The sequence below is a fragment of the Streptomyces sp. AK08-02 genome (genome assembly GCF_033795085.1).
Lineage (GTDB): Bacteria > Actinomycetota > Actinomycetes > Streptomycetales > Streptomycetaceae > Streptomyces > Streptomyces echiniscabiei.
This window is the reverse complement of record NZ_JARAZV010000013.1, coordinates 126,180-150,348: the sequence shown is the minus strand read 5'-3', so window position 1 is coordinate 150,348 and position 24,169 is coordinate 126,180. Positions and strand designations below refer to the sequence as shown.

At 70.2% G+C, this 24,169-nt stretch carries 16 protein-coding genes and 2 pseudogenes; 3 read left to right on the top strand and 15 right to left on the bottom strand.

Going from position 1 to position 24,169, the window contains the following annotated elements; all coding sequences use genetic code 11:
* Positions 1-32 precede the first annotated feature (32 nt).
* The 5 genes from PV734_RS27060 to PV734_RS27040 form a co-directional block, all read right to left on the bottom strand.
* Positions 33-464, bottom strand: a complete 432-nt coding sequence (locus PV734_RS27060) for an ATP-binding protein (RefSeq protein ID WP_319292443.1) — start codon at positions 462-464, stop codon at positions 33-35.
* A 212-nt stretch (positions 465-676) separates the two neighbouring features.
* Positions 677-1,075, bottom strand: a complete 399-nt coding sequence (locus PV734_RS27055) for a (deoxy)nucleoside triphosphate pyrophosphohydrolase (protein WP_319292550.1) — start codon at positions 1,073-1,075, stop codon at positions 677-679.
* A gap of 98 nt (positions 1,076-1,173) precedes the next feature.
* Entirely contained in the window at positions 1,174-1,356 is a 183-nt protein-coding gene (locus tag PV734_RS27050) for an SPOR domain-containing protein (RefSeq protein WP_006379588.1), read from the bottom strand.
* Between the two features lie 354 nt (positions 1,357-1,710).
* Positions 1,711-2,463 carry a GntR family transcriptional regulator gene (locus tag PV734_RS27045; RefSeq protein ID WP_319292442.1) on the bottom strand — a complete coding sequence of 251 codons (753 nt, stop codon included), beginning with the start codon at positions 2,461-2,463 and terminating at the stop codon, positions 1,711-1,713.
* 113 nt (positions 2,464-2,576) lie between these two features.
* A complete protein-coding gene (locus PV734_RS27040; RefSeq protein WP_319292440.1) occupies positions 2,577-3,803 on the bottom strand; it encodes a DUF4190 domain-containing protein in 1,227 nt (408 codons plus the stop codon).
* Positions 3,804-4,003: 200 nt separating this feature from the next.
* On the opposite strand from PV734_RS27040, the gene PV734_RS27035 reads away from it, so the two are divergent.
* Positions 4,004-5,119: a pyridoxal-phosphate dependent enzyme gene (locus PV734_RS27035; protein WP_319092197.1), complete on the top strand. Its 1,116-nt coding sequence runs from the start codon at positions 4,004-4,006 to the stop codon at positions 5,117-5,119.
* Here PV734_RS27035 and PV734_RS27030 read toward each other — a convergent pair.
* From PV734_RS27030 to PV734_RS27015, 4 genes are all read right to left on the bottom strand, one after another.
* Positions 5,108-5,980, bottom strand: coding sequence for an SDR family NAD(P)-dependent oxidoreductase (locus PV734_RS27030; protein WP_319092198.1), 873 nt, complete (start codon positions 5,978-5,980; stop codon positions 5,108-5,110). The genes PV734_RS27035 and PV734_RS27030 overlap by 12 nt on opposite strands.
* Positions 5,981-6,139: 159 nt before the next feature.
* Positions 6,140-6,325, bottom strand: a complete 186-nt coding sequence (locus PV734_RS27025; RefSeq protein ID WP_319092199.1) for a hypothetical protein — start codon at positions 6,323-6,325, stop codon at positions 6,140-6,142.
* 134 nt (positions 6,326-6,459) lie between these two features.
* Positions 6,460-6,690, bottom strand: a complete 231-nt coding sequence (locus PV734_RS27020) for a DUF5133 domain-containing protein (protein WP_319092200.1) — start codon at positions 6,688-6,690, stop codon at positions 6,460-6,462.
* A 323-nt stretch (positions 6,691-7,013) separates the two neighbouring features.
* Entirely contained in the window at positions 7,014-8,411 is a 1,398-nt protein-coding gene (locus tag PV734_RS27015) for an alpha/beta hydrolase (RefSeq protein WP_319292438.1), read from the bottom strand.
* A 348-nt stretch (positions 8,412-8,759) separates the two neighbouring features.
* Between PV734_RS27015 and PV734_RS27010 the strand changes: the two genes are divergently transcribed.
* A complete protein-coding gene (locus PV734_RS27010; RefSeq protein ID WP_319092202.1) occupies positions 8,760-9,380 on the top strand; it encodes a TetR family transcriptional regulator in 621 nt (206 codons plus the stop codon).
* A 301-nt stretch (positions 9,381-9,681) separates the two neighbouring features.
* Here the strand turns inward: PV734_RS27010 and PV734_RS27005 are convergent.
* The 6 genes and pseudogenes from PV734_RS27005 to txtA all read right to left on the bottom strand — a co-directional run.
* A pseudogene (locus PV734_RS27005) lies at positions 9,682-9,861 on the bottom strand (helix-turn-helix domain-containing protein); the annotation flags it as partial.
* Positions 9,862-10,079: 218 nt separating this feature from the next.
* Positions 10,080-11,267 (bottom strand): thaxtomin biosynthesis cytochrome P450 TxtC, encoded by a 1,188-nt coding sequence (gene txtC / locus PV734_RS27000; RefSeq protein WP_010350601.1) that lies wholly within the window; start codon positions 11,265-11,267, stop codon positions 10,080-10,082.
* Positions 11,268-11,329: 62 nt separating this feature from the next.
* Positions 11,330-11,407, bottom strand: a pseudogene (locus tag PV734_RS45895) (BBE domain-containing protein); the annotation flags it as partial.
* A gap of 635 nt (positions 11,408-12,042) precedes the next feature.
* Complete coding sequence (gene txtH / locus PV734_RS26995; RefSeq protein WP_010350602.1) at positions 12,043-12,240, bottom strand: thaxtomin biosynthesis NRPS accessory protein TxtH; 198 nt, start codon at positions 12,238-12,240, stop codon at positions 12,043-12,045.
* A gap of 89 nt (positions 12,241-12,329) precedes the next feature.
* Entirely contained in the window at positions 12,330-16,796 is a 4,467-nt protein-coding gene (gene txtB / locus PV734_RS26990) for a thaxtomin non-ribosomal peptide synthetase TxtB (RefSeq protein WP_319292436.1), read from the bottom strand.
* A gap of 47 nt (positions 16,797-16,843) precedes the next feature.
* Positions 16,844-21,220 carry a thaxtomin non-ribosomal peptide synthetase TxtA gene (gene txtA / locus PV734_RS26985; protein ID WP_046706285.1) on the bottom strand — a complete coding sequence of 1,459 codons (4,377 nt, stop codon included), beginning with the start codon at positions 21,218-21,220 and terminating at the stop codon, positions 16,844-16,846.
* A 1,569-nt stretch (positions 21,221-22,789) separates the two neighbouring features.
* Here txtA and txtR point away from each other — a divergent pair.
* Positions 22,790-23,740 (top strand): cellobiose-binding transcriptional regulator TxtR, encoded by a 951-nt coding sequence (gene txtR / locus PV734_RS26980; RefSeq protein WP_319292434.1) that lies wholly within the window; start codon positions 22,790-22,792, stop codon positions 23,738-23,740.
* Positions 23,741-24,169 lie beyond the last annotated feature (429 nt).

The window sequence follows — 24,169 nt, the reverse complement described above, 5'->3', positions numbered from 1 at the left end:
TCACCGTGCCGGGTTCCCCGCTCGGTCGGATCTCATCCCGGCACCGACAGTTCGAACCACACCGTCTTGCCCGCGTCGGCCGGGCGGGTGCCCCAGCGACTGGAGGAGTGGGCGACCAGCTGGAGCCCTCTGCCACCCTCCTCGTCGGGGCGGGCGGCGCGCTCACGGGGCGGGTCGGGCAGCGGGTCGGAGACCTCCACCAGCAGCGTGGCGGCGCTCCCGACGGGCCGCACCAGCCGTACCCCGATGGGCCCCGTGGCGTGCCGCAGCGAGTTGGTCACCAGCTCGCTGACCAGCAGCGCGGCGAGATCACCGAGGGAGTCGAGCCCCCAGCCGCACAGCTGTCCGCGGACGACCGCGCGAGCTCCACGGACCGCGCCGGGCTCAGCGGGAAAGCTCCACTCGGCACAGTCGCCTTCGGTGTCGATCACGCCGATCACTTCCCAGGCCAGCGACCCACACATGTCCGTTTTCGTGGGGTTAATGGGCACATACCCGGTATTCGGTGTCGATTACCGCCCTTGAGGGCGCACTGTGGCACGAACGGCGTACGGGGCGCGCACATCAGGCGCCCCACAGACCCCACACGCCCCACGAGCCCGCACACAAATCCGCTTCGGCTCACGCATCGACGCGCGCCCGCACCTCACGGCGACCTCGCTTCGACCCGCGAGCGTCACCCCAGCCGGAGGGCCGCTTCCCGCACCGCCGGTACGTCCTGATCCAGCCAGTCCACGTCCCAGATCTCGGCCGGGGCCAGCCAGCGCAGTTCGTCGTGGTCCTGGAGGGACTTCGGCTCGGCCGAGCCGGCCTGGAGCCGCGCGGTCCAGACACACAGGACATACGGCGCCCGCAGCGGCCACTCCCCGGGGATGCGCTCGACGGGTTCCGCGTCGACGCCCAGTTCCTCGCGCAACTCGCGCACGAGGGCGTCCTCCGGCGCCTCGCCCGGTTCGACCTTGCCGCCGGGCAGCTCCCAGCGGCCGGCCAGCTCGGGGGGCGCACTGCGGCGGGCGGCGAGGAGGAGTCCGTCGCGCAGCAGGGCGGCGCCCACGACCACGACCCGCTCGGCCACGCACTCCGGCTCAGCCGCCGTTCGCGCCACTGAATCCGCCACCGAATCCGCCGCCGGTTCCGTCCGTTCCGTCATGGCCGGAGCCTACGGGAGCCGGATCACCGGGTTCCGTTCTGCCCGATCCGCTCGACCCAGTAGAGCTGTTTGTGGCCGCGCTCGTCGAGGCTGTCGGCGATCTTCTGGGCCTCCGCACGGGTCGCGTACCGGCCCACGCGGTAGCGATTGCCGTTGTCGTCCTGCCGTATGACGAGCCAGGGAAGAGTGATCGTCCCGTCGCTCATGGCGCCCCTCCACTTCCCGCCCCCGGCTTGCGCCGCGCCCCACCCGCTAAGGAAACCGCAATCCGCATATGCCCGACCCTACGCCTAACCTTCACGCAGCGAATACGGCTTTTCACAAAGAGGTACGCCAACCGGCCAGGGGTGAGGGGCGCACGACATCGAACGCGCCGTCGAAAGAGCACGGTGTGTCCGGTCAGCGGCACACCGCGCCCCTTGGGACGACCTGCGAGAACGGCCAGAATCCACCGGCCCGGTGGGCTGCGGTGGTCGGCGGGGCGGCGCGGCAGGGGGAGCGCTCGGGAGATCAACCGCCCCCGGGTGTGGGCTACTTCACCAAGTCCGGGGGCGGCGGGGTCACTTCACCGGCAGGTGGTACGCCACCTGGTAACGGTCCGCGGGGATCACGACGTCGGCCGTCTCGACCGGACGCCCCGAGGCGTAGTACGTGCGCTGCACGACGATCACCACATGCCCGGGCACCCCGCCCAGCGCGTGCAGTTCCTCGGCGAGGCCGGGGCGGGCGCCGACCTCCTCCGTGACGTTGTCGACGATCACGTCGATGGCCGCCATGCGCTCGACGACACCCATCCCGCCGAGCGGGCCCTCCTCGGGCAGCATCACCGGTGTACGACCCGTGACGGCCAGGGGCTCCCAGGAGGTGGACAGCATCATCACCTCGCCGGCGTCCCGGAAGACGTACTTCGTGCACATCACGCGGTCACCCGGCAGCAGGCCGAGCCGCTCGGCGACGACCCCGCTCGCCGCCACCTGCGCGCTGCTGGACTCCCAGGTGCCGCGCGCCTCGGCGTCGGCCTGCTCCTGGCGGAACGGTGTGGCGCCACCGACCGGACGGAAACCGGAGCGGGCGATCCGGCGCGGCACGGGACGCTCACGCACATAGGTGCCCGATCCGGAGCGGCCCTCGACGAGGCCCTCGGCCATGAGCACCTTGCGCGCCTCCAGCGCGACCGTGTCCGAAACGCCGTACTCCTCCCGGATCCTGGCCTGGGAGGGAAGACGGGTGTGCGGTGGGAGTGAACCGTCGACGATCTGCTTTCGTAGATCACCCGCGACACGCAGGTAGGCCGGCTGCTCACCGAATGCCACGGGCCGCTCCCATCAGGTTGTACAGACAGCAACAGCCTGGCAACCATGGGTTGTGACATGCAAGCGAAGGCCAGGGAATCACTCGATGTGATGACACTTCCCGCCGACAAACATCACACCTCGATCCCGGCGTCCCCTTCCCCGCCGCTCCCGGTACCCCCCTCGCCGCCACCGCTGTCACCGCTCGACTCGTACGGAGGCGGGGTCGTCGCCAGCCCCAGGGCCTTGCGCGGGGTGACCGTGCGGTCCACGTCGAGCAGCTCGCTGCCGGTGTCGTAGTGGTCGTAGAAGGTGTCGGCGTCGGTCGCCCGGGCCGCCGCGGCCCAATCCTCGCGTGCGCCGCGCAGGTCCTTCACCAGCGCCGCGACGCTGGGTGCGGCGGTGGCGGCGAACCGGTGCGCGGTGAGCAGACGCGTCTGCTCGTCGAGGGCGTTCGTCACCCGCTGGGCCCACTTCTTGTGCCCCGGCAGGTCGTCCTCGACGAACTCCGCGTCGGGCGCGGTGTCCATCGCCGTGTTGAGGATGTGGGCGGCCTTGAGGTACGTCAACTGGTCGGCGTCGAGCGTCGTCTCGTCCCTGCGCAGCGAACCGGTGAGGCTGCCGTTCGTGTCGACGTTGCCGAAGACGCAGGTCACCTCGTGGTCGCCGAGGCTCCAGCTCTGGCGGGTCGGGGTGAGGTAGTAGACGTCGACGTCGTCGGGGACGGCCCACGCGTCCATCGCGTACCGGTCCTCAAGGGCGTAGCACTTGTCGTCGGCGACCTCCGTGACGCGGTCGTCGCCCGGGTAGGCACCGGCCGGCATCCGGAAACTGGCGAACACCTCGCCGTCGTGCGCTCCGGAGCAGGGGACGGGGTCGACGTCGTACGCCAGGCCCTCCAGGGAGCCGTCCAGGGAGTCGAAGCAGTCGCCCTTGGTGAGGGAGAAGCTGCTGTTGTCCTCCTTCGCGGCGTCCTTGAAGCCGTCCCAGGCGGCGGACAGACCGCCGGTGGCGAGCAGCAGGGTCCAGAGCAGGAGCCCGACGGTCGACAGCGCGGATCCGGTGATCGCCATGCCCTTTCCGCGCTCGCCCCTCTTCCGGATCTGCACGAGCGCGACGATTCCGAGGATCAGACCGACGGCGGGCAGGAAGCAGAGGATGCCGAGGACGAGGGAGGCGATGGCGAAGCCGTTGACGGGGGTCGGGCGGTTGTACGGGGAGTAGCCCTGGGCCCAGGAGGCGTAGGGGCCTTGGGGGTACTGCTGGGGGTACTGGGCGTGAGCCTGGGGGTGATGCTGGGAGGGGCCCGGATACGAGGGGTACGACGGCTGATCGGGTCCAGGGGGCGGGGGTATGGCCACGAGTGCCGGGCTCCTCGTCGGGTGATGTGAACTGGCGTGCGACTTGGCGCATGGTAAGGGAGTTTCACCCCCGCCGTCCCTACCTGTCCCGTCCCTGGAGACCGCCGTTCCCGGGCAGGCTGGACGTGCGGCCCCGCGCGGGACGGACGCGGCGAACAGACGGGCAGGTGGGAAACCCCCCACCCAACTACGCTGCGTATATGACCCCACTGCCGGACTGTTACTGCCCCGTGGACGGCACCCGTGTCCCCGCAGGCACCCTCGCCTGGTGCTGCCCCCTGTGCCGAGGCCCCCTGGACCTCGATTTCGCACCCACCCCGGCGCCCCTCAAGTCCCTCACCGGCAGGGTCAACTCCCTCTGGCGCTACGCGGAGACACTCCCCCTGACCACCCCCACCACCACTCTCGGCGAGGGCCGCACCCCTCTCGTGGAGCTGCACGACGGCGTCTCGGCCAAGCTCGACTTCCTCATGCCGACCCTCTCCTTCAAGGACCGGGGCGCGGTGCTCCTGGCCGAGCTGGCTCTCCGGCTGCGGCCGGACCAGGTGGTCGCCGACAGCAGCGGCAACGCGGGTACGGCGATCGCCGCGTACTGCGCCCGCGCCCGGCTGCCCTGCACGGTGTACGTCCCCGAGGGCACCTCCGCGAAGAAGCTGGAGCAGATCGAGGCCCACGGGGCGAGGGTGCGGGTGATCGACGGTGACCGGGAGGCCGCGGCGGCGGCAGCGCGCGAGGCGGCGGACGCGCCGGGCACGTTCTACGCCTCCCACGTCTACAACCCGTACTTCCTGCACGGCACGAAGACGTACGTCCACGAGCTGTGGGAGGACATGGGAGGCCGTCTCCCGGACGTCGTCGTCGTGCCGGTCGGCAACGGCACCCTGTTGCTGGGCGCGGCGCTCGCCGTCGCCGAGCTGCACTCGGCGGGGCTGATCGACCGACGGCCCGCCCTGTACGCCGTCCAGTCGGCGGCGGTCGCCCCGCTGGCCCACGCCTGGGCGGAGGGCGCGACCGACCTGACCGGCAGCACCCCGCCCCCGCCGGAGCCCACCCTCGCGGAGGGCATCGCGATCCCCGCCCCGCCCCGGGCCCGCCAGATCCTGCGCGCGGTCCGTGACTCCGGCGGCACGTTCCTGACGGTGACGGAGGATCAGATCCGGCACGCGCAGCGGGACCTGGCGTCCCAGGGGCTGTACGTGGAGTCGACCGGCGTGGCCTGCTGGGCGGCGGTACGGGACGGGGCGCTCGGGACCCGGACGGCGGTGGTGCCGTTGTGCGGGGCGGGGCTCAAGACGGGCCTGGCGTCACCGGCCTGACAGCCGGTCACCCGCGGTTCGGTCGTCGTCGAAACCGGTCGCCCGCGCGCGCTTCTCCCAGCCGACGACGTCACCCCGTACCTGCTCCAGATGACCGAGTACGCCGGTGACCGCGTCGTCGCCGAGGGGCAGGCGCAGCGGGGCGTGCTCGGCGTCGGCGTCCAGGGCGGCGAGGATCAGGGCCGCCGCCTTCGCCGGGTCGCCGCTCTGGGCCCCGTCGTCCGCCGCGACCATCCGGCGGGTCGCGCCGACCGTACCGGTGTAGACGCCCAGGTCCCGGCTGGCGCCCGCTCGGCCGCGGTCGAACAACTCGGTCCGGAAAGCGCCCGGTTCGACGATCAGCACCTTGATCCCGAACTGCCGGACCTCCGCCGCGAGCGCCTCGGACATGCCCTCCAGCGCGAACTTCGTCGCGCTGTACGCCCCGAAGCCCGGGGCGGATAGCTGCCCGCCCACGCTGCTCATCTGCACGATCGCGCCCGACCCCCGCTGTCGCATGTGCGGCAGCACGGCCCGTACGAGTGCGGCGGGCCCGAACACATGCAGGGCGAACAGGTCGCGCAGTTCGGCGTCGGTGGTCTCCTCGACGGCTCCGACGTGCGTACGTCCCGCGTTGTTGACGAGCACGTCGATCCGCCCGTGCCAGGCGAGGACGTCCTCCACGGCGGTCTCGACCGCGGCCAGATCGGTGACGTCCAGGCGCAGTGCCTGGACCTGCCTGGGGTGGGCGGCGACGAAGGCGTCCAGCGCGCCCGTCCGCCGCGCGGCGCCGACGACCACGTCGCCCGCGGCTACCGCCGCTTCGGCGATCGCCCGCCCGAAGCCACTGCTCGCACCGGTGATGAACCAGACCCTGCTCATGAGGTCAGCCCTCCCGTTAGACCACTGTCCGTCACTGCGCCAACCCGCTCGGATGCGGGGGCAGCAGCCTAGACGGACAGCGACTTCCATCGGGTGACGTACACCTTCACAAGGCCGAAAATGGGACCCGGGGCTGTTGGCGGGGCGGCCCCAGGAGGCTCAGTCCACACCCCTGACGACGTTCCCCTCGGTCCCCGGCCAGGTCTCGCCGACGTCCCCCGCCTCTCCGTCGAGCGTCGCCCGCACGCACGTGCGCAGGCCGGATCCGCGCAGTCGGCGGGCCCTCGCCCAGCCGGTCTCGGCCCTGCGGTCGGTGGTCCTCGTCTCCTTGACTTCCGCACTCACGGTGCTTCATCTTCCTTCTGCGTCCGGCCTGATGGGGGCCGGGTAGGTCTGCTGTCACCGGTTGGTTCGCCCGGTCATGTCCCCGGGTCCCCCTCCACCCCAGCGGGAAACTCTCGTCGCCCGCTCGTGCCTTCTCAGGTGTCGGCTCCTACGGCGTGCGCCTCGGCCCGGGTGCCCGAAAGGCGGCGGCGGGCGGCTGTCAGGGCGGCGGCGACATCGCGGGTGCCGGTGGCGACGCACAGGGTGTAGGAGACGTCGTTCAGCCGCTGAAGCAGTTGGGCGCCGCCCTCCTGGGCGTGGCGGGCCCGCAGGGCTTCGTACCGCTGAAGCAGGTCGGCGAGGACGGTGGGGTGGGCCATCAACACGAGAGCTCTCCCTTGACGAGGCGGGGGGGGTACGGCGGGAGGGCTCCGGGTGACACGCAGCCGAGGGCAACCGCTTGTCGGCCGCTCCCGCGGTGGGCCTGTGATCCCAAGCACCTGCGAAACCAGGTGCCCCGGGCCCCACCCCTCAAACAGGCCCGGAGGAAACCAGGTGCTGTCACCACGCACCTGCGCGGCTTCGACCGCACCCACCACGAGGGTCCGCGGTGAGGGCCGGCCCGAGGAGGCCCGCGAGTCGAGGCTGTCGTCGGTGCCCGCCAAGGCCGGGGGCACGCTCCCGAGCGAACGCGCCCCGGCCTTCCTCGTCAGTGCCGAGCCGTCGGGTGCGCCGATCCGTCGCGGCCGACCGACAGTTGTGCCGGGCGGTACGGGATGTACGCGGCCCCGTCCAGACCGAGCGCGGTGGCCGACTTCTGGAGCGCGGCCGGGGTCGCGACCTCGTCCCAGCGGCCGGTGTCGACGCGGTGTTCGAGGGCGTGCAGGGCGGCCACGGTCTCGGCGGTGGTGAACACGCAGTGGCCCTGCCGCTCGACGTAGGCCTGCCGCAGCAGCGCACCGTCACCGGAGGCGCGCACACGGGCGGCGAAGCGGGTCTCCTGTTCCACCGGGACGAGGTTGTCGGCGGTGGTGTGGACGTCGAGCAGGGGTACGTCGAGCCCCTGCCCCGCGGAGGACGTCCGCTGCGCGGTGCGGACGGCGGCGGGATCGGCGGTGATGGTGGCACCGGCGGTCAGTGTGCGCAGGTCGGCGCGCAGGTCGAGACCGGCCGCCTGGTAGAGGGCCCGGACCTGGGGCGCGTGCTGGGAGTCGGAGAGCAGGTCGGCGTAGTCGACGCCCCGGTTCCAGGAGTTGTTGCCGCCGACGGACTGCTCGATGGCGTACCGGCCACCCTCGACGAACGACAGGATGCCCTGCGCGAACCACGCGTACTGCTGCTCCTGTTGCCCCGCCCAGTCGGTCGCGGCGGGCCGGTCCTTCCCGGGCGCCCACGCGGGGAGGTTGAGGAAGGCGGCGGCCAGCGCGATCCGGGCGCGGCCCCGCGGGGTGGCCTGGGCCGCGTTGACGGCCTTGGAGAGCAGGTCGGCGGTGGTGGCGGCCTCGGCGGAGGTGCCGAACCGTACGAGCTTCACGTCCTGTCCGGGCAGCAGCAGACGGGCGATCGTGTACTCGGCGTCCAGCTGGTAGTTGTCCAGGTCCGTGGCGCCGGCGACCAGCCCGCACTGACCGAGCGCGCCGTCGATACGCCCGCCGCCGTCCCTGGCCAGCTGAGCGTTGACGAGCCCGCCCATCGAGCTGCCGATGGCCAGCGTTCGCGAGGGCTTGCCGATCTTCGCGGTGACGGCGTCGATGGTGGCGAACTGGTCGCGTGCGGCGCTCTTCAGGGCCCACATGGAGCCGCCCGGGTCGTACGACGATCCGGCCAGCGCATAGCCCTTGGCGAGCAGTTCCACACGTACGGCCTCGGTGGGGGCGTTCCTGGCGACGAGGGTGCCGAAGCCGTGGCTGAACACCAGCAGGGTGCCGTTCCAGTCGTCGGGCACGTCCGCGATCCAGGTGGCGCCGTCGGAGAGGGTGCCGGTGAGGTGGCCGGAGACCGCCGCGTCCTCGTCCGGCTGGGCGGCGGAGGAGGGGAGGGTGGTGAGGGCGACTGACGTCAGCGTGGCGACAACGGCGAGGGCGATGCGCGAGCGGGTACCGGACATGGGCGGGCTCCTTGCGTGGGGGAGGGAGGGGGGCCTACGGAGCGGGACCGGAAGTCTGCGAACAGATACTCAGCGCACTGAACGAAGACGTGCAGGAATGTAGGGCCGATTTCTTGCGGCCGTCAAGATAATGCACAACCTTGTTCGGCGGTTGGCTCGAACACGTCGACACAGCCGCGGTCCGCATCGAGCGGACCCGGAGAACGGAGAGGCCGAGTACCGCGGGGCTCTTCAGCGGTCGCCGCGCCGCCACCGACCTACCGCCGATCGCGGAGCGCCCCGGGCAGCAGGCGCTCGTTTCCGATGAACGAATCCAAACCGAACCGTTTGGCCGCCTATCGTGTCCCTATGCCTCGCTCCGCCGTCTCCCGTAAGACCCCGAACTCGCCCACCGCCGACGCCCGACAGCGGATCCTCGCCGCGGCGAAGGAGGAGTTCGCCCGGTACGGCATCGCCGGCGCCCGAGTGGACCGCCTCGCCAAGCAGGCGCGGACCAGCAAGGAACGGGTCTACGCCTACTTCAGCAGCAAGGAGGCCCTCTACCACCACATCACCGAGCACGAAACGGCCGCGCTCATCGAGGCCACCCGTATGGACCCGACGGACCTGCCTGGCTACGCCGGCATCCTCTTCGACCACTTCACGGCCCACCCGGACCACTATCGGCTCATCACCTGGGGCCGCCTCGAACTCGCCGACGGTGAAGCCGACAGCGACACGGCCGACCCCATGCTGACCACCATCACCGGCAAGGTCGAACAGCTCCGCGACGCTCAGCGCGCCGGCCTGCTCGACCCCGCCTGGGATCCGGTCGACGTGCTCGCCCTGATCAACCAGATCGCCACCACCTGGGCAGGCCAGCCCGAGATCGGCGCCGCCGCGGCCCAGCTGGCCACGGACACCTCCGTCGGCGCACGCCGCGCGGCCCTGGTCACCGCCGTCGAGCGCCTGTTCCCCCGCCCACACTGAACCCGACCAGTCCTCGGCGACGGCGAGCAGTTCACCGGCCGGCCCTGCGAGAGGGTGCGCCGTTGACGGATCACACCAGGACGACGACCGGAGCCACGGCACGGGAAGAGCCCGGGGCCCGACTCCGAAGAATCGGGCCCCTTACGACCTGCGGGTTCGCCAGATCAGCGACGTAGTGACGCGTCGGCCGCTACACGTTGAAGCGGAACGTTAACAGTAAGGCTCTCACCTGCGTAAACGGGGTTCTGAGAGATTCCAGTCAGCACAGAATCAGCACGGCCCCCCGAGGACCGTCTTCTACCTCGACGGCGTCGACCACCGAGCCCTTGGCCGGACGCTCGCACTTCGGCGGCCGGTCGCTGGCCAATGCTCGCTTGACCGTGTTCTTCGAGATGCCCAGATGCCTCGCGATCGCCCGGACCTGCATCTGCTCGGCCCGGTGCAGCCTGCGAATCTCCGCCCAGTCCTCCACGCAGATCACCCTCTCCCTCCTGACCTCAGATCAAGATCAGGTTCGGGCGAAGATCACCAAGTGGGTCACTGTCGGCCCTCCGTGGCCCTGGCACTGATAGTGATCCAGAACCAGGATTCGAGCGACGCCGAGAGGCGGGCGCGCCGGTATGACCGCCCGCTGCGCCGCTCCCTCGGCCGACGCGTCGTAGGCACGTGACACTGGTGCTCGCCTCGCGGCAGGCCCGGTCACCAGGTCATGGGCAGCTCATGGATGCCGTAGGTGGCCATGTCGTGCCGGAACGGCAGGTCTTCCAGAGCGCAGGCGAGCCGCATGCCGGGCAGCCGTCGGATCACCGCGGGAATGGCCTCCTGGAGTTCGACTCGGGCCAGTGCCTGGCCGACGCACTGGTGGGGTCCGTAACCGAAGCCGACATGGGGCACGGACGGGCGGTCGAAGTCGAGTTCGTCCGGGTTCGGGAAGACACTCTCGTCCCGGTTGGCCAGGGGGAGTGCCGCCACCACCATCTGGCCGGCCCGCACCGTGACGCCGCCCACCTCGACGTCCTCGGTGGCGATCCTGCCCAGTCCGAGCTGCGAGACGGTGTGATAGCGCAGCAACTCCTCGACGAGCAGGGGTATCCGCTCCGGGTGTTCGTGGACGACGGAGAACTTCTCCGGCTGCAGTGCATAACTCACCAAGGACAGCGAGATGGTGCTGGCCGTCGTGTCGTAGCCCCCGACGATGAGCATGAGGATCACGCCGATGGTCTCGTGGAAGGTGAGCTGCTTCTCCTGGTACGGGCCCGTCACCAGGCGCCGGATCAGGCTGTCCTCGGGCAGTTCGGAGGGGTCCTGGACGAGCCCGCCGATGTACTCGCCGAGTGTCCGGAACACCTCGGCACCTTCGTCCTCGCTCCCCACCGCCGAGACCACGCCCTTGACGCATCGGGTGAGCAACGCGCGGTCCTCGGCCGGAATCCCCAGCAGCCGGAAGACGGTCGCGGACGCGACCGGTACGGCGAAGGCCTCGAGCATGTCCTGGGGAGGCGCGGTCTCGGCGAGCCCGTCGAGCACACCCTGGACGATCTCGCGGATCGCGGGGCGCAGCAGCTCGATGTGCTTGGGCAGGAACTCGCGTGCGATGGTGCCCCGCAGGCGCCGGTGATCAGGATTGTCGGTGCGTACGAACGGCGGTGCCGCGGCCTGCGACTGGAGCGTCGGAGTGAGTTCGGTGAAGTTGGGTCGGCGCGAGTCCGAGCTGAACCGCCTGTCCTGCAGCACGGTCCGCACATCCTCATACCCGGAGAACACGTGCGCCGGCGTGCCGTTCCACAGACCGACCTTCGCCACCGGGCAGGACTTGGCCTCCGGGTAGATGTGATAGGGCTCCAACGGCGAGTTCGCCGGGTCGACCTGGGTGGCCGGAGATTCCATGGTGTCGTTTCCTTTCCAAGACCGCAGGCCTGGGCCGTGCGGCGTCGTGACGGCGTCTCGCGTCATACCGCCTGGTCGAAACTGAAGAAGCGGTCCGGGTCACAGGCCGCCTTGACCCGGGAGAGCCGGGCGGCGTTGTCGCGGTAGTACTCACGTCAGTCCTGCAGGTCCGGCTCGGTGAATCCGCCGTAGGTGCCGCAGACGCCGGCGCTGTGCGACGCGGTCGGCTGCCCAGGAAGTACTGCGCGCCCAGGTGCCAGGACGCCGTCGCGGCCGGGTCGACGCGGCCATCACACGCTTGTGACCGCTGCGCGCGCCGTCCGTGAACACGCCGAGGACGGCGTCTACGACAGAACCGGCGACGGGTGCGGAATGGAGGTCACCCTTGATGGCGGCGGAGCCGACACGTGGCAGGCGCGCTCCTTCCCGGGTGCCCACCCGATGGCAGGCACGAACCCTCGTCGGCACCTACGCCGGACTCGCCGGGTTTCCGGAAGGTCTCCAGCATCGCGCGGAGACAGTCCGTCTCCGTCGTCCGGCGTTCGGCTGGGTGGGGCACCGACGTGCCCCACCCAGCCGGTCCAGCACCGCCCAAGCGCTTCGCCCGGCCCCGGCCGGCCTTCGGGACCACCACCGGAGCCGGTGCGGCGTCGGTGCCGTACGAGACCATCGGCAGGGACACCACGTCCTCGGAATCGGCGGTCGCCCAGCCGAGCCAGCCGTAAACGGCCCGGTTCTCGGCGACCCGTGGCCCCGCTCGATGTTATTGGCCGGGTCATTCACGGACGGACGCCGGGCGCATGTCCGTCCATTCCTTCTCGATGTACTCAAGGGCGCTTCCGCGGGGGCTCGGCCCGCTCACGGAACGCCACCCGGAGGGGATGTCGGCGAAATTCGGCCAGAGTGAGAACTGGCCTTCCTCGTTGCGGAGCACATGGAACTGCCCGTCATGGTCGTCGAAGGGTGAGGGCACGGTGAATTTCTCCTAGTCGGCAAAGAGGGCCCGGCACCGGGAATTGACGGTGCTTTCGGTGGCTTTCGCGATGATTCGGGGTCGGACGGCTACGGCCGTGGTGAGAAGGCCCGCCGTTCCGGCTCGGTGAGGATGTCCAGGGTGTGAAGGCGTGCGTCCGGGTCGCGGACCGCGGCGGACAGCAGCAGGAGATACCGCTCCAGGAGCAGTTCGACTGTCTCCTGGGAGAAGAGGTCCGAGCTGTACTCGGTACGGCCGGTGAGGCCCTGGGCGAGGCCGGCGCTGTCCCGGCTCTCGTCCCAGTTGAACATCAGATCGAAGCGGGCCGTTCCGGTGTTCGGGGGCGGTTCGGGGGTGAGGGTGACGGAGTCGGCCCGATGGCCGTCGCCGGGCGGTGCGTGCAGGACGAGGGCCGTCTGGTAGAGCGGGTGACGTGCCGGGTGGCGTGCCGGGTTGACGCGATCCACCACCTGGTCGAACGGGACCTCCTGGTGGGTGAAGGCGTCGAGGTCCACGGCCCGGGTCCGAGCGAGCAGGGTGCGGAACGTCGGGTCGCCCGAGGTGTCGACGCGAAGGACGACACTGTTGGCGAACAGCCCGACGAGGTCGTCCAGCGCGGGGTCCGTGCGCGCCGCGGCAGCGGTGCCGACGACGATGTCGGTGCCGCCGCCCAGCCGGGTCAGCAGTGCCGCGAGCGCGGCGTGCAGCACCATGAAGAGCGTCGCGCCCGTCTCCCGCGCGCAGTTGAGCAGTTCCTGATGGAGGGAGGCTTCGACGTGGGTGTGGACGGTGTCGCCACGATAGGTAGGTCTGGCCGGACGGCTCCGGTCGGCCGGCAGCCGCGTCTCGACCGGAAGACCGCGCAGCGTCCGCTCCCAGAAGGCGAGCTGGCGCCCGAAGCCGCTGCCGCGGTCCTGCGCCTCGGCTGCTTGCTCGTTGTGCCATACGGCGTAGTCGCGATAGTGAACCGGCAGCGGCTGCCACTGCGGGGCCCGCTGCCCCAGCCGCGCCCGGTAGGCGTGCGCCAGGTCCGCCGTCAGGGGGGCCAGCGACCAGGCGTCCACGGTGATGTGGTGCATCAGGAGCAGGAGCGTGTACCGGTCCTGTCCGTGCCGGAACAGGCGTGCGCGCAGGGGAAGGTCCGTCCTGAGCTCGAAGGGTTCCGCCGCGGCCCGCGCCAGGTGGCCGGCCAGACGGTCTTCGGCGGCGTCGGTCTCATGAAGGACCACCGCGGCGTCCTCGGGGGCGAGGACCCGTTGGCGGGGGCCGTCACCGTCATCGGGGAAGACGGTACGCAGGGGTTCGTGACGAGCCACGACGTCATCGAGTGCGGTCCGCAGCGCCCCGGTGTCCACCCGGCCCGTGATCCGCAGGCAGTACGGCACGTTGTAGATCCGGCTCGCGGGTCCGCCGAGTTGGTTGATGAACCACATGCCGTACTGGCTGTGCGAGAGCGGCACCGCCGCGTGGTACTCGTCGCGGCAGAGCAACAGCGGGCGGAGCCTGCTCGCCGGAGCGGTACGCCCGGCCAGGCCCTCGACGGTCGGTGTCTCGAAGATCCAGGCGATCGGAACATCGACTTCGAGGTGTTTCGCGATACGGCCGACGAGGCGCGTGGCCAGTAGCGAGTTGCCGCCCAGGGCGAAGAAGTCGGCGTCCCTCGGCACCCCGGGCAGGCCGAGCACATCGGCGAAGAGATTGGCGAGGATCTCCTCGCGCGGAGTGCGGGGCGCCTGCCCGTCAGCCCGCGGGAACAGGGCGGGAGGGGGCAGCGCCGCGCGGTCGAGCTTGCCGTTGACGGTGAGGGGGAGCGACGCGATGCGTACCACGGCGCTGGGCCGCAGGTACGCGGGGAGCCTGGCGGCCAGATAGCCGGGGAGCTTGCCCATCAGGGCGTTGCCGGTCCGGTGCGTGGTCGGCTGGTTGGCGTGGTCACCGGGCGACGTCCTGCCGCTGTCGGCGGACTCCGCCAGCGGGACGGCGCCCGGTTCACCGCCCACGGGTGTGAAACAGGCGTCCAGTCGCGTGGGGTCCTGCGCCGACCACGTGAGGTGGACCTCGCAGCCGGCGCCCCCGCCCAGGGCGTGCAGTTCCTCGGGGTCGATCCCTGCCGCCGGTTCTTGCAGCAACCGCAACGGCTCGTCGAGCGACCGGGCCGTGGTCAGCGCCGTCGCGGCCGATGCCTCACCGAGGATCCGGCTGTTCGGCACGCCGCGCAGCAGCAGCGACGTGCGGGTGCGGGCCAGCAGGCCGGACAACTCCTGCAGTCCGCTTACATCCGTGCCCCAGGTCAGTGTCTGCGCGTCCGGCGCAGCGGTACCGGTTTCCACCGGCTCCTTGATGAGCACCGCGTCGTACCGGTAGCGGGTCAGTTCGTTGTGGTGCGTGCCGCGCTGCACCGCTGTGCGTACCCCGCGGAGCTGCGGGATCCACCGGGGTACCGCGGCGAAGAACGCGGGGTCGAGGAGCAACTCCTTCTCATCCACCAGGTCCTGCTCGACCGCCGCGCGGACGGCGGAGGCAGAGGCTTCCCGCCGGGTGGCGGAGCGCAGCCGGACGGCGCTGCGCAGCGGGCGCAGCAGACGCAGGTGCCGGATGTCGCCGACGAACACCCGGCCGCCCGGCGCCAGCAGGCGTGCCGCCTCGCCCAGGACGCTCACCAGGTAGTCGGCCGACGGAAAGTACTGGATCACCGAGTTGAGGACAACGGTGTCGAAGTACCCCTCGGGGAGGCCGGGGAGGTCGTGTGCGGGACCGTGCAGCAGGTGGACCTTCTCCCGCAGCACCGGGTCGACGTCCACCTTCTTGCCGAGTGTCTCGATCACCTCGGCGGAGAAGTCGGTGGCCCAGTACGCCTCGCAGTCACCGGCGAGGCGGGACAGCAGCAGCCCGGTGCCCACGCCGATCTCCAGTACCCGGCGCGGTCGCAGGGCACGGATGCTGTCGACCGTGGCGTCCCGCCAGGCTTGCATCTGAGGCACGGGAATGGGCTCGCCGTCGTAGGTGCTGTTCCAGCCGCTGAAGTCCTCCCCCAGGGGGAGCGCTCCCACTGCGCTGTAGACCTCGTCGTAGAGCCGTTGCCATTCCTCGACGTGCTCCGAGGTGGTGTCGTCGGCCTGCCGCACGGCCGGGTGGTCCGGCACGACATAGGCGACGAGCCTCTGGTCTCCCGGAGTGTCCTCCCGGACCACCACCGCGGCCTGCGCGACCTCGGGATGGTCGCGCAGCACGGCTTCGACCTCGCCGGGCTCCACTCGGAAACCCCGTATCTTCGCCTGGTCGTCGACCCGGCCCACGAACTCCAGTTGCCCGTCGTCACGCACCCTCACCCGGTCGCCGGTCCGGTACATCCGCTCGCCCGGCGTCCCGAAGGGGTCGGCCACGAACCGCTCGGCGGTCAGCGCGGGCCGCCCCAGGTACCCGCGGGCCAGCCCCGCTCCGGCGATGTGGATCTCTCCGACCGCTCCCGGCGGTACCGGCCGGAGCCGCTCGTCGAGGACGTGGATGCGGGTGTCCGAGAGCGGACGGCCGATGGGCGGGATGCCTGCCCCGGCCAACGGTCCGCTCATGGTCGCGGAGACGGTCGATTCGGTCGGTCCGTACGCGTTCACCAGCAGCCGGCCCGGCGACCAGCGGCGCACCAGCTCGCTGTTGCAGGCCTCGCCCACATTGACGACGGTGGCCCCGGCGGGCAGAGCGCCGTCCGGCAGGGCGGCGAGCGTGGAGGCCGGCAGGGTGAAGTGGGTGATGCCCTCCTCGGCGGCGAGCGCACTGAACTCCGGTCCGGGCAGGAGCCGTTCACGCGGTGCGACCACCAGCGTGGCGCCAGTGAGCAAGGCCATCGACACGTCCCAGAAGGCGCCGTCGAAACTCGGCGAGGAAAAGAGCAGCAACCGGCTGGACGACCCGATCCCCAGGTCCCGCGCATGGCTGCCCACCAGGCTGGCGATGCCGTGGTGGGTGAGGACCACTCCTTTGGGAGTACCGGTGGAACCCGAGGTGTAGATGACATAGGCCGGATGCCGGGTCCGGAGCGGGGCGCCGCGTTCGTCGTCCGCCACATCCGCCGCGGAGCAGTCGGCCAGGGTCCGTACGACGGCCGGGTCGTCCAGCACCACCGTGCGGGAGGCCGCCTCGGCCGGCAGCTCGGGCTCGATGTCACTCCTGGTCAGCACCAGCATGGGAGCGGCGTCGGCGAGCATGAACGCCAGCCGCTGCGGAGGATAGTCCGGATCCATCGGGAAGTAGCCGGCGCCCGATTTCAGTACGGCCGCCACGGCCACCACGAAGTCGGTCGAGCGCGGCAGGGCGAGACCGACCAGGCTCTCCGGGCCGGCGCCACGTGCGATGAGCAACCTGGCGAGGCGGTTGGCCCGCCGGTTCAGTTCGGCGTAACTCAGCCGCTCGCTCGCGGAGTTGATCGCGGTGGATTCGGGGGCGGCGTCGACACGGGCTTCGAAGAGCTGTCCCCATAGGCCGGGGGTGAACTCGGGGCCGGCCTGGGCCCCGGCGGGCGAGGCCGTGGTGCGGCTTCGCCCCGGCGGCAGCATGGACATCGAGTGGACCTCACAGATGATGGGATCGGACGGGCTGGCCCTGGGAGTCACTGCAGTGGGAGGTCCTGGACGCGGAGATCGGGATCCTTCAACAACAGGGACAGCACGACTTCGTACTGCTGGGCGAGCCGGACGACCGTGTCGTCGCGCAGCAGCCCGCTCTGGTACTGGATGTGGCTGCGCAGCGTCCCGCCGTCCGCGGCGGAGGTCAGATGCTCCACGGTCCACAGCACCGGATAGCGGGCGGATTCGCTCGCCGGCCGTGGGCCGGGACTGATGGTGAGGCCCGGCAGGTCGGCCGGCGGCGCTGCGACCGTGCGCAGGACGAGTGACACCTGGGGCGGTGGCACGTCGGCCAGGCGCTCGAAGAGCAGGTCCTGGTGGGCATAGGCACCGAGATCGGTCACGCGGACCCGGTCCAGCAGTTCGCGGAAGGTGGGGTTGCCCGACGTGTCGGTGCGCAGCGCCAAGGTGTTGGCGAAGAGGCCCACCAGCGGTTCGAACTGGGTGTCGGTCCGGCCGGCCACCGCGGTCACGACGGTGACGTCCCCTCCTGCTCCCCTGCGGGCGAGCAGTGCGACGAGCGCGGCGTGCAGGATCATGAAGACGGTGACACCGTGCTCACGGGCCGCGGCTGTCAGCACCCGGTGGCCGCCGACTTCGAGCGGAAGATCGAGGGACCTGCCGGCAAAGTCCTGCTGGGCCGGCGCCGGGCTGTCGGTCTCCAGGACCGGCCTGTCGTCGGCACCGTGCAGCGTCTTCCTCCAGTACTCCGCCTGGCGCAGCGCGACGTCGCTCGGGTCGTCCGTGGCGCCGAGCAGCCGGCGCTGCCAGGCGACGTAGTCGAGGTAGCCGAAGGACAGCGGCTCCCACTGTGGTGCGCGCCCCTCGGTCCGGGCGCGGTAGGCGCGGACCAGGTCCTCCAGCAGGGGGCCGAAGGACCAGCCGTCGGCGGCGATGTGATGCATGACCAGCAGCAGTACGGACTCGTCCGGGCCGAGCGTGAACAGTACGGCCCGCAGCGGGATCTCGGTCTCGAGGTCGAAGTGGCGGCGGGCGGCGTGCGCGAGATCCTCGGACAGCCGCTCGGGCGTGGTCCTGGTCTCCGTCCATGGGATGTCGTCCGCGGTGGCTTCCGTGATCACCGCACACGGACCGCTGCCGTCGTCCTGGACGAGCGTGCGCAGCGGAACGTGCCGGGTGACGACATCGGCGAGGGCGGCGCGCAGTGCCTCGGCGTCGACGGCACCGGTCAGCCGCTGCGACAGCGGCACGTTGAACATGTCGCGACACAGGCTTCGGCGGTACTCGTGCCACATCTGCATCTGCTGGGCCGACAACGGCGCCGTGCTGCCGGAGGCGTACTCGCTCGGCACAGGCAGCGGCCTGGCCTCGTCCCCCGCGTCGAAGCGGGCGGCGAGCGCGCCGACGGTGGGCGACTCGAACAGCCACGACAGCGGCATCTCGGTGTTCAGGCGCCGCCGGACCTCGGCGGCGAGTCGGGTGGCCAGCAGGGAGTTGCCGCCGACGGCGAAGAAGTCGCTGTCGGCTGTGACGTCGGCTGTCGCGAGTACGTCGGCGAAGATCGCCGCCAGTACCTCCTCGCGGGCGGTCCTGGGCGGACGTCCCGAGGCATGGGCGGCGCGCCGCGGCCGGGGCAGGGCGCCGCGGTCGAGCTTTCCGTTCACCGTGACCGGCAGCCTGTCGAGCGGGACGAAGACCTCCGGGACCATGAAGGCCGGCAGCTTCGCCGCGACCTGCCCGGGAAGAGAGGCCATCGTCTGGGAGTCGGGGCGGGCGAACGCCGGCCTGTTGGTGAACCGGGCCGGGGAGAAACCGTCCGGCTCCGCGTCGGTCCGGGGGGCGGGACGCGGCACGAGCGCTCCGGCGCGTGTGAAGGAAGCGTCGATCAGGGCGTCGTCCTCGGACGACCAGGTGCAGTCGACCCGGTAGCCCAGTTCCGCGCCCAGCCGGCGCAGGTCCTCCGGTGCCACGCCCGCCGGAGCCTGCCCCAGGGACAGCACCTCGTGCAGGGGGCGCCGGTCGAACAGCGCGAGTGTCGCGGCATGCTCGCCGGCCACCCGGCCGTTGGGGATCCCGGTGACGCACAACCGCTCCGGTTTCCCACGACGCAGCCGATCGGCGACGTCGGCCAGGCTCGCCATCTCGCCGTCCCACCGCAGTCGCACGACCGGCCCCGCGTCGTCCGTGGGCCCGGTGTCATCGGCAGGCCCGGCATGCTTGCGCAGCACCACCTCGTAGCGATAGCGGCTGAGTTCGTTGTCGTACCCGCCCCGTTTGAGCGTGCACGACTCCAGCGTCATACCGGGCAGCGCGCCGACGGCCGTCGTGAAGAACTCCGGGTCCACGAGCAGTTCCTTCTCCTGCGCCATGGCCCGGTCGATCGCCGCGCAGACCGTCTGCGGAGTGTCGGTGTGCGTGGCCGCCGCCAGCAGCCCCCCGGCGTGGAAGGTGCGCAGCAGACGAAGGTTACGGACGTCGCCGAGGAACACCGCGCCCCCGGGTACCAGGAGCCGGGACACCTCGCGCAGTATGTCGAACAGGTAATCGCCTGAGGGAAAGTACTGGATCACGGAGTTGAGCACGACGGTGTCGAAGCCGCCGCTGGGCAGACTCCCCAGCTCATGGGCGGAGAGCTGATGCAGGACGACCCGGTCCGCGAGGCCGGGGCGCTCGGCGACCTGCCCGCGCAGCCGCTCGATCAGGGCCCCGGAGATGTCGGTGCCCCAGTAGCTTTCGCAGTCACCCGCCAGCTGCGAGAGCAGCAGACCGGAACCGCAGCCGATCTCCAGTACGCGGCGCGGAGCCAGTTCGCGGATCTGCCGCACGGTCTGCTCACGCCATTCGCGCATCCCCTCGATCGGCCGCCCGCCATAACTGCTCACCCAGCCGGAGAAGTCCTCGCCGAAGTCGGCGGTGTCGGCTCGGCCGTACAGATCGTCGTAGAGCCGTCGCCAGGCATCGAGTTGACCGTCCGGTTCCTCGCCGGCCGCCTCGTCGGCGGCCGCGTTCTCGGGTATGACGTAGGCGGCGAGGTATGGCTCTCCGGGCCGGTCCTCACGCAGGACGACGGCGGCCTGCCGGACCCCGCGGCACCCGGCGATGACGGATTCGATCTCGCCCGGCTCGATACGGAAGCCGCGTACCTTGACCTGGTCGTCCGCCCTGCCGACGAACTCCAGGTCTCCTGAACGGGTCCAGCGGCCGAGGTCACCGCTGCGGTACATACGGCTGCCGGCCGGGCCGAAGGGGTCCGCCACGAACCGCTGCGCGGTCAGACCCGGCCGCTCGAGGTACCCGCGTGCCAGGCTGTGCCCCGCGATGTAGATCTCGCCGACCGCTCCCGGCACAACCGGTGCGAGGCGGTCGTCGAGGACATGGATCCGGGTGCCGTCCACCGCCCGGCCGACCGGCGGCGCCACGTCGTCGGCCAGCGGATCGCTCATGGTGGCACAGACGGTGGACTCCGTCGGGCCGTAGGCGTTCACCATCGTCCGGTGCGGGCGCCAGCGCTGCACGAGAGCCGCCGGGCACGCTTCGCCCGCGACGACCAGCGTCACGCTCGGAGGCAGCATGTCGGGGCCCAGCGCACCCGCGACCGAGGGCGGGAGAGTGACATGAGTGACTCCGTGGTCCGCGATCAACGCGGCCAGTTCGGCGTCGGGCAGCAGCCGCCCCGGCCTGCCGACCACGAGCGCGGCCCCGGCCAGCAGCGCCATCGACATCTCCCAGAAACTGGCGTCGAAACTCGGGGACGAGAAGGCGAGCACGCGTGAGGCGCCGGTGACGGCGAGGCGACGACGCTGGGTCGCGATCAGGCTCGCGACGCCTTGGTGGGTGACGACGACTCCCTTGGGGATCCCCGTGGAGCCGGAGGTGTAGATGATGTAGGCGGGACTCGCGGGGCGCAGTGGCTCCAAACGTTCCCCGTCCTCCATGTCGTGGTCCGGCAGACGGCGCAGTACGTCTTCGGTGGCCTCGTCGTCCAGAACCACGAGGCTGCCGGTGGGCAGCTGGCCCAGAAGGTCGCCCCGGACGTCCGACGTCGTCACCAGCACCACGGGTGCTGCGTCCCGGGCCATGAAGGACAGTCGCTCCACGGGGTAGTTCGGATCCAGCGGCAGGTACGCGGCCCCGCACTTGAGCACGGCCGTCGCGCACAGGAAGAAGTCCGCGGACCTGCCCAGCACCAGCCCGACCGACCGCTCCGGCCCGGCGCCGAGGTACTTCAGCCACCGGGCGAGCCGGTTCGCACGGGCATTGAACTGCGCGTACGTGAGCGCCGTGTCCCCGGCGACGAGCGCGATGGCGTCAGGTGTGTCGGCCACCCGCGCTTCGAGGAGACTCGGCCACGTCGTGGCGAGCGCTCCCTCCGGGAGATCTTCACCGGTCAGGTGCGACACAGGTATCCGTTCCTCTCTGTCGTCGAGCCGCCCGTGGGCGCGCTCAAGCCGATGGCATGGAAAGCGGAAGCAGGGGAGGGGAAAGACGTCGGGCCTACGTGGGGCCGAGTGGCGCCAGGAGTGGTGAGCGACGACGGTTCGGGGGGCCACGGGGTACGGGTGCCGGCTTCTCCTACGAGAACCCGAGCCACCGCGTGCGGCCGACGGGCCGCCGGATCGAGAAGCGGTTGCAGGAGAACCGTTCTCAGAATGTCTTGTCCGTCCCGATGAAGCAGGTGTCGTAGCACCGGGAATCCCCCTGTGAATGGTTCTCGCACGTTGGAACATAAGCATCATGGGGTTGTTTCCGCGGCGCAGTCTTGTCGGTCAGTGACCGCGTCGTTGCCTCTGGACGCCAGGCTTCCGTTTGCAGCGGGAGCTACTGCGAGGAGGCCACGTGCCGACGATCCAGCGGGGTCGGGCAACGGTGAGGTGGTGATCCGCGCCCGGGGTCCTGCAGCCCCCGCCACCTCGCAAAATTTCGACAAACAAATTCGACACAGGAAGACCAGACTTCCGCGACCGGAGGAAAGCGCAGGGAGCTGCCTGTGACTTCCCGCATCGGCAGCGCTCGCGCTCGACGACTCCGTCCGTCCGGCGGGCCGTCGCCTCAGTCAACCACCCCGGCGTAGCGAGTGAGTGCAGTTGAGCGGGTAGCTGGTGAGGTAAACCCAACGGGCGAGTTCGATGAACGCACGTACGGCTGCGCCGACAATCCCGCAGGTGGCTTGCGCACCGCCCGCCAAGACAATGCTCCTGTGTGCGCACCCTCAGGAGCCAACACACAACTCCGGTCAATCAGTAGGTACTTGACTGGACTGCCACCCGCAGGGCACTGTCAATAAGCGGGAGCGCTCCCACAGCGCTCTCTTGTACAGCGCAGCACCTCCTGATGAGCAGTGACGGACTCGCACGGACTCAGTAAGCGAAGACGCGCACGGCCCCTTCCCCTTACGGCCGTTCGTGGCCTCGTGATGAGTGAGGAAAACCTGATGGACAAATTTGCCTCGGACAGACCTGGAAACCCGATCGCGGCGACGGAGTTTCTCTCTCCGCACTGTTTCCGGAGGCGCTGGCCACGGCATGGAGAAACGGGGCGCGACCGTTACGGCCACCCTGGCCCGGGCGGCGGCATACCGTGCGAGCGAGGCTCGCTCGGGCGTCGCCACGGACTCCGGCGCAGGAGCGTTTATGCGGTGCGATGCAGTGACCCGGGTGACTGCCTGACGCCAGCCGGCGGAGACGGCTGGCCACAGGCCTGCCAGATCACACCTCCCCTCGGTCGACGCAGCGGGTGAGCAAGTCACTCAACGTGGATCCGAGGGTCCACGCACCCACGATGGAGACGTCCGCAGCGGGATGTCAGCACACCTGACCCGTCTGCGGCGCGCGAGGAGCATCGATCGCACCCGCGGGCTGTGACCAGGACTCTCCCGCCTCCGACGCCAGACCCGATTGACCTGGTAGTTGAAATTTCAATCAAACTAAGCGGGTGAACGACTGGGTTCGTTCCTTGCGGAGGATCTCGCCGTGGCCTGTTCTGAACTGTTTGTCGCGCTCGGAGCCGAGAAGGGGGAAGCATCTTGCTTCACTCGATTTCCGGCCGACGCGCCGAGCGCAAGGTACTGCCTTTTGTCGAGCTCAGGCATGCAGATAAAATCTTTCAAGGCCGGCGGGGTCAAGGCGACGATCATAGATTCCGGTCCAGCTGTCATCGAGTTCGAGGCAATCAACTCGGAGGCGGCCTTGACGCCGCAGAGAACAGTCATATGTGTACTGTCAGGAATGGCGTTCATCGCTGGTACCGGAAATGGTACGGAGATCGACGCGGGGACGCTGGTCATGACGGACGGCGACGTTCCCTTTTCGATGAATGTGCCCGTTGCTTCGCGACTCCTCGTACTGCGTTTCGCCGACGAAGCGAAGGATGGACTCCCGGTGTCGCCTCGGGGGACTTTTATCGTGACGGATGCTGCCAAGGGTCCCGGATCCGGATTTCTTTTTTCGTTCTTGAATACCCTGGCTGTGGAGATGATGAAAACCGATGGGATTCTGTCCTCGTATATGGAGGAGGTCGTGCGCATCCTGGCGATCTCCGCGACGCGAATCGCATATGCCGAGCTCGGAAAGCATTACTCTGGGGGATGCGATCCACTTCTGATCGCGGTTCAGGAGTCGATCGACCGGCAGTTGGCCGACCCCGAGATCAGCCCGGCGACCCTCGCGGCCGAACACAACATATCGGTGCGTCAGTTACATCGAATTTTCGGACCGATCGGGGAAAGCGTCATGAGCTACGTCAAACGCCGTCGCCTGGAGCGTTTCGCATGCGATCTGAGGGATCCGAGCCTGGGGCACCGGAAGATCAATGAGCTGGCGGCGGACTGGGGGATGCTGGATGCCGCGATGCTGAGCAGACACTTCCGCTGCGCCTACGGAATGTCGCCCCGCGATTACCGGAAGCAGCACTGTTTCACCTGAAACGGCGAGGGCATGACGGCGGCAGGGACGACGTGTCGCCCACGGTTCGGCACGGGGTTCCCGGCGCCACCCCGGCCCGAGAAAGGACCAGGGCCCCGAAACGTGGTCGTGGACGAGCCGAGTCAGCACGGTCCCGGCACGGGAGGCCTGCCCCCGCACCATGCAGCTCAGACGCCACCACACGACACACCTCGGTCACTCCACCGGGACGAAGGGGAGCGTCCTGGTCACCGGAGTGCCGACGCCGCACCTCCTCGCATGCGCTCTTCGGTCGCCCACCCGGGACGTGCCCGCACTGCGCGAAGCATCGGACACCGTGGACGCCTCCACCGGCACGCACGCAACTTACGAGCACTCCTGGCCAGGTGATGTGACTTGCACCTCGGGCTGAAGCCGGAGGGTCCCCGCCTTCTCGATCGTTGCTGTGCC

Excerpts from the sequence above, each read along its gene's own strand:
- PV734_RS27060 (WP_319292443.1), bottom strand. The coding sequence starts at position 464 with ATGTGTGGGTCGCTGGCCTGGGAAGTGATCGGCGTGATCGACACCGAA.
- PV734_RS27050 (WP_006379588.1), bottom strand. The coding sequence starts at position 1,356 with ATGAGCGACGGGACGATCACTCTTCCCTGGCTCGTCATACGGCAGGAC.
- PV734_RS27035 (WP_319092197.1), top strand. The coding sequence starts at position 4,004 with ATGACCCCACTGCCGGACTGTTACTGCCCCGTGGACGGCACCCGTGTC.
- PV734_RS27030 (WP_319092198.1), bottom strand. The coding sequence starts at position 5,980 with ATGAGCAGGGTCTGGTTCATCACCGGTGCGAGCAGTGGCTTCGGGCGG.
- PV734_RS27015 (WP_319292438.1), bottom strand. The coding sequence starts at position 8,411 with ATGTCCGGTACCCGCTCGCGCATCGCCCTCGCCGTTGTCGCCACGCTG.
- PV734_RS27010 (WP_319092202.1), top strand. The coding sequence starts at position 8,760 with ATGCCTCGCTCCGCCGTCTCCCGTAAGACCCCGAACTCGCCCACCGCC.
- txtC (WP_010350601.1), bottom strand. The coding sequence starts at position 11,267 with ATGGAATCTCCGGCCACCCAGGTCGACCCGGCGAACTCGCCGTTGGAG.
- txtB (WP_319292436.1), bottom strand. The coding sequence starts at position 16,796 with ATGTCCATGCTGCCGCCGGGGCGAAGCCGCACCACGGCCTCGCCCGCC.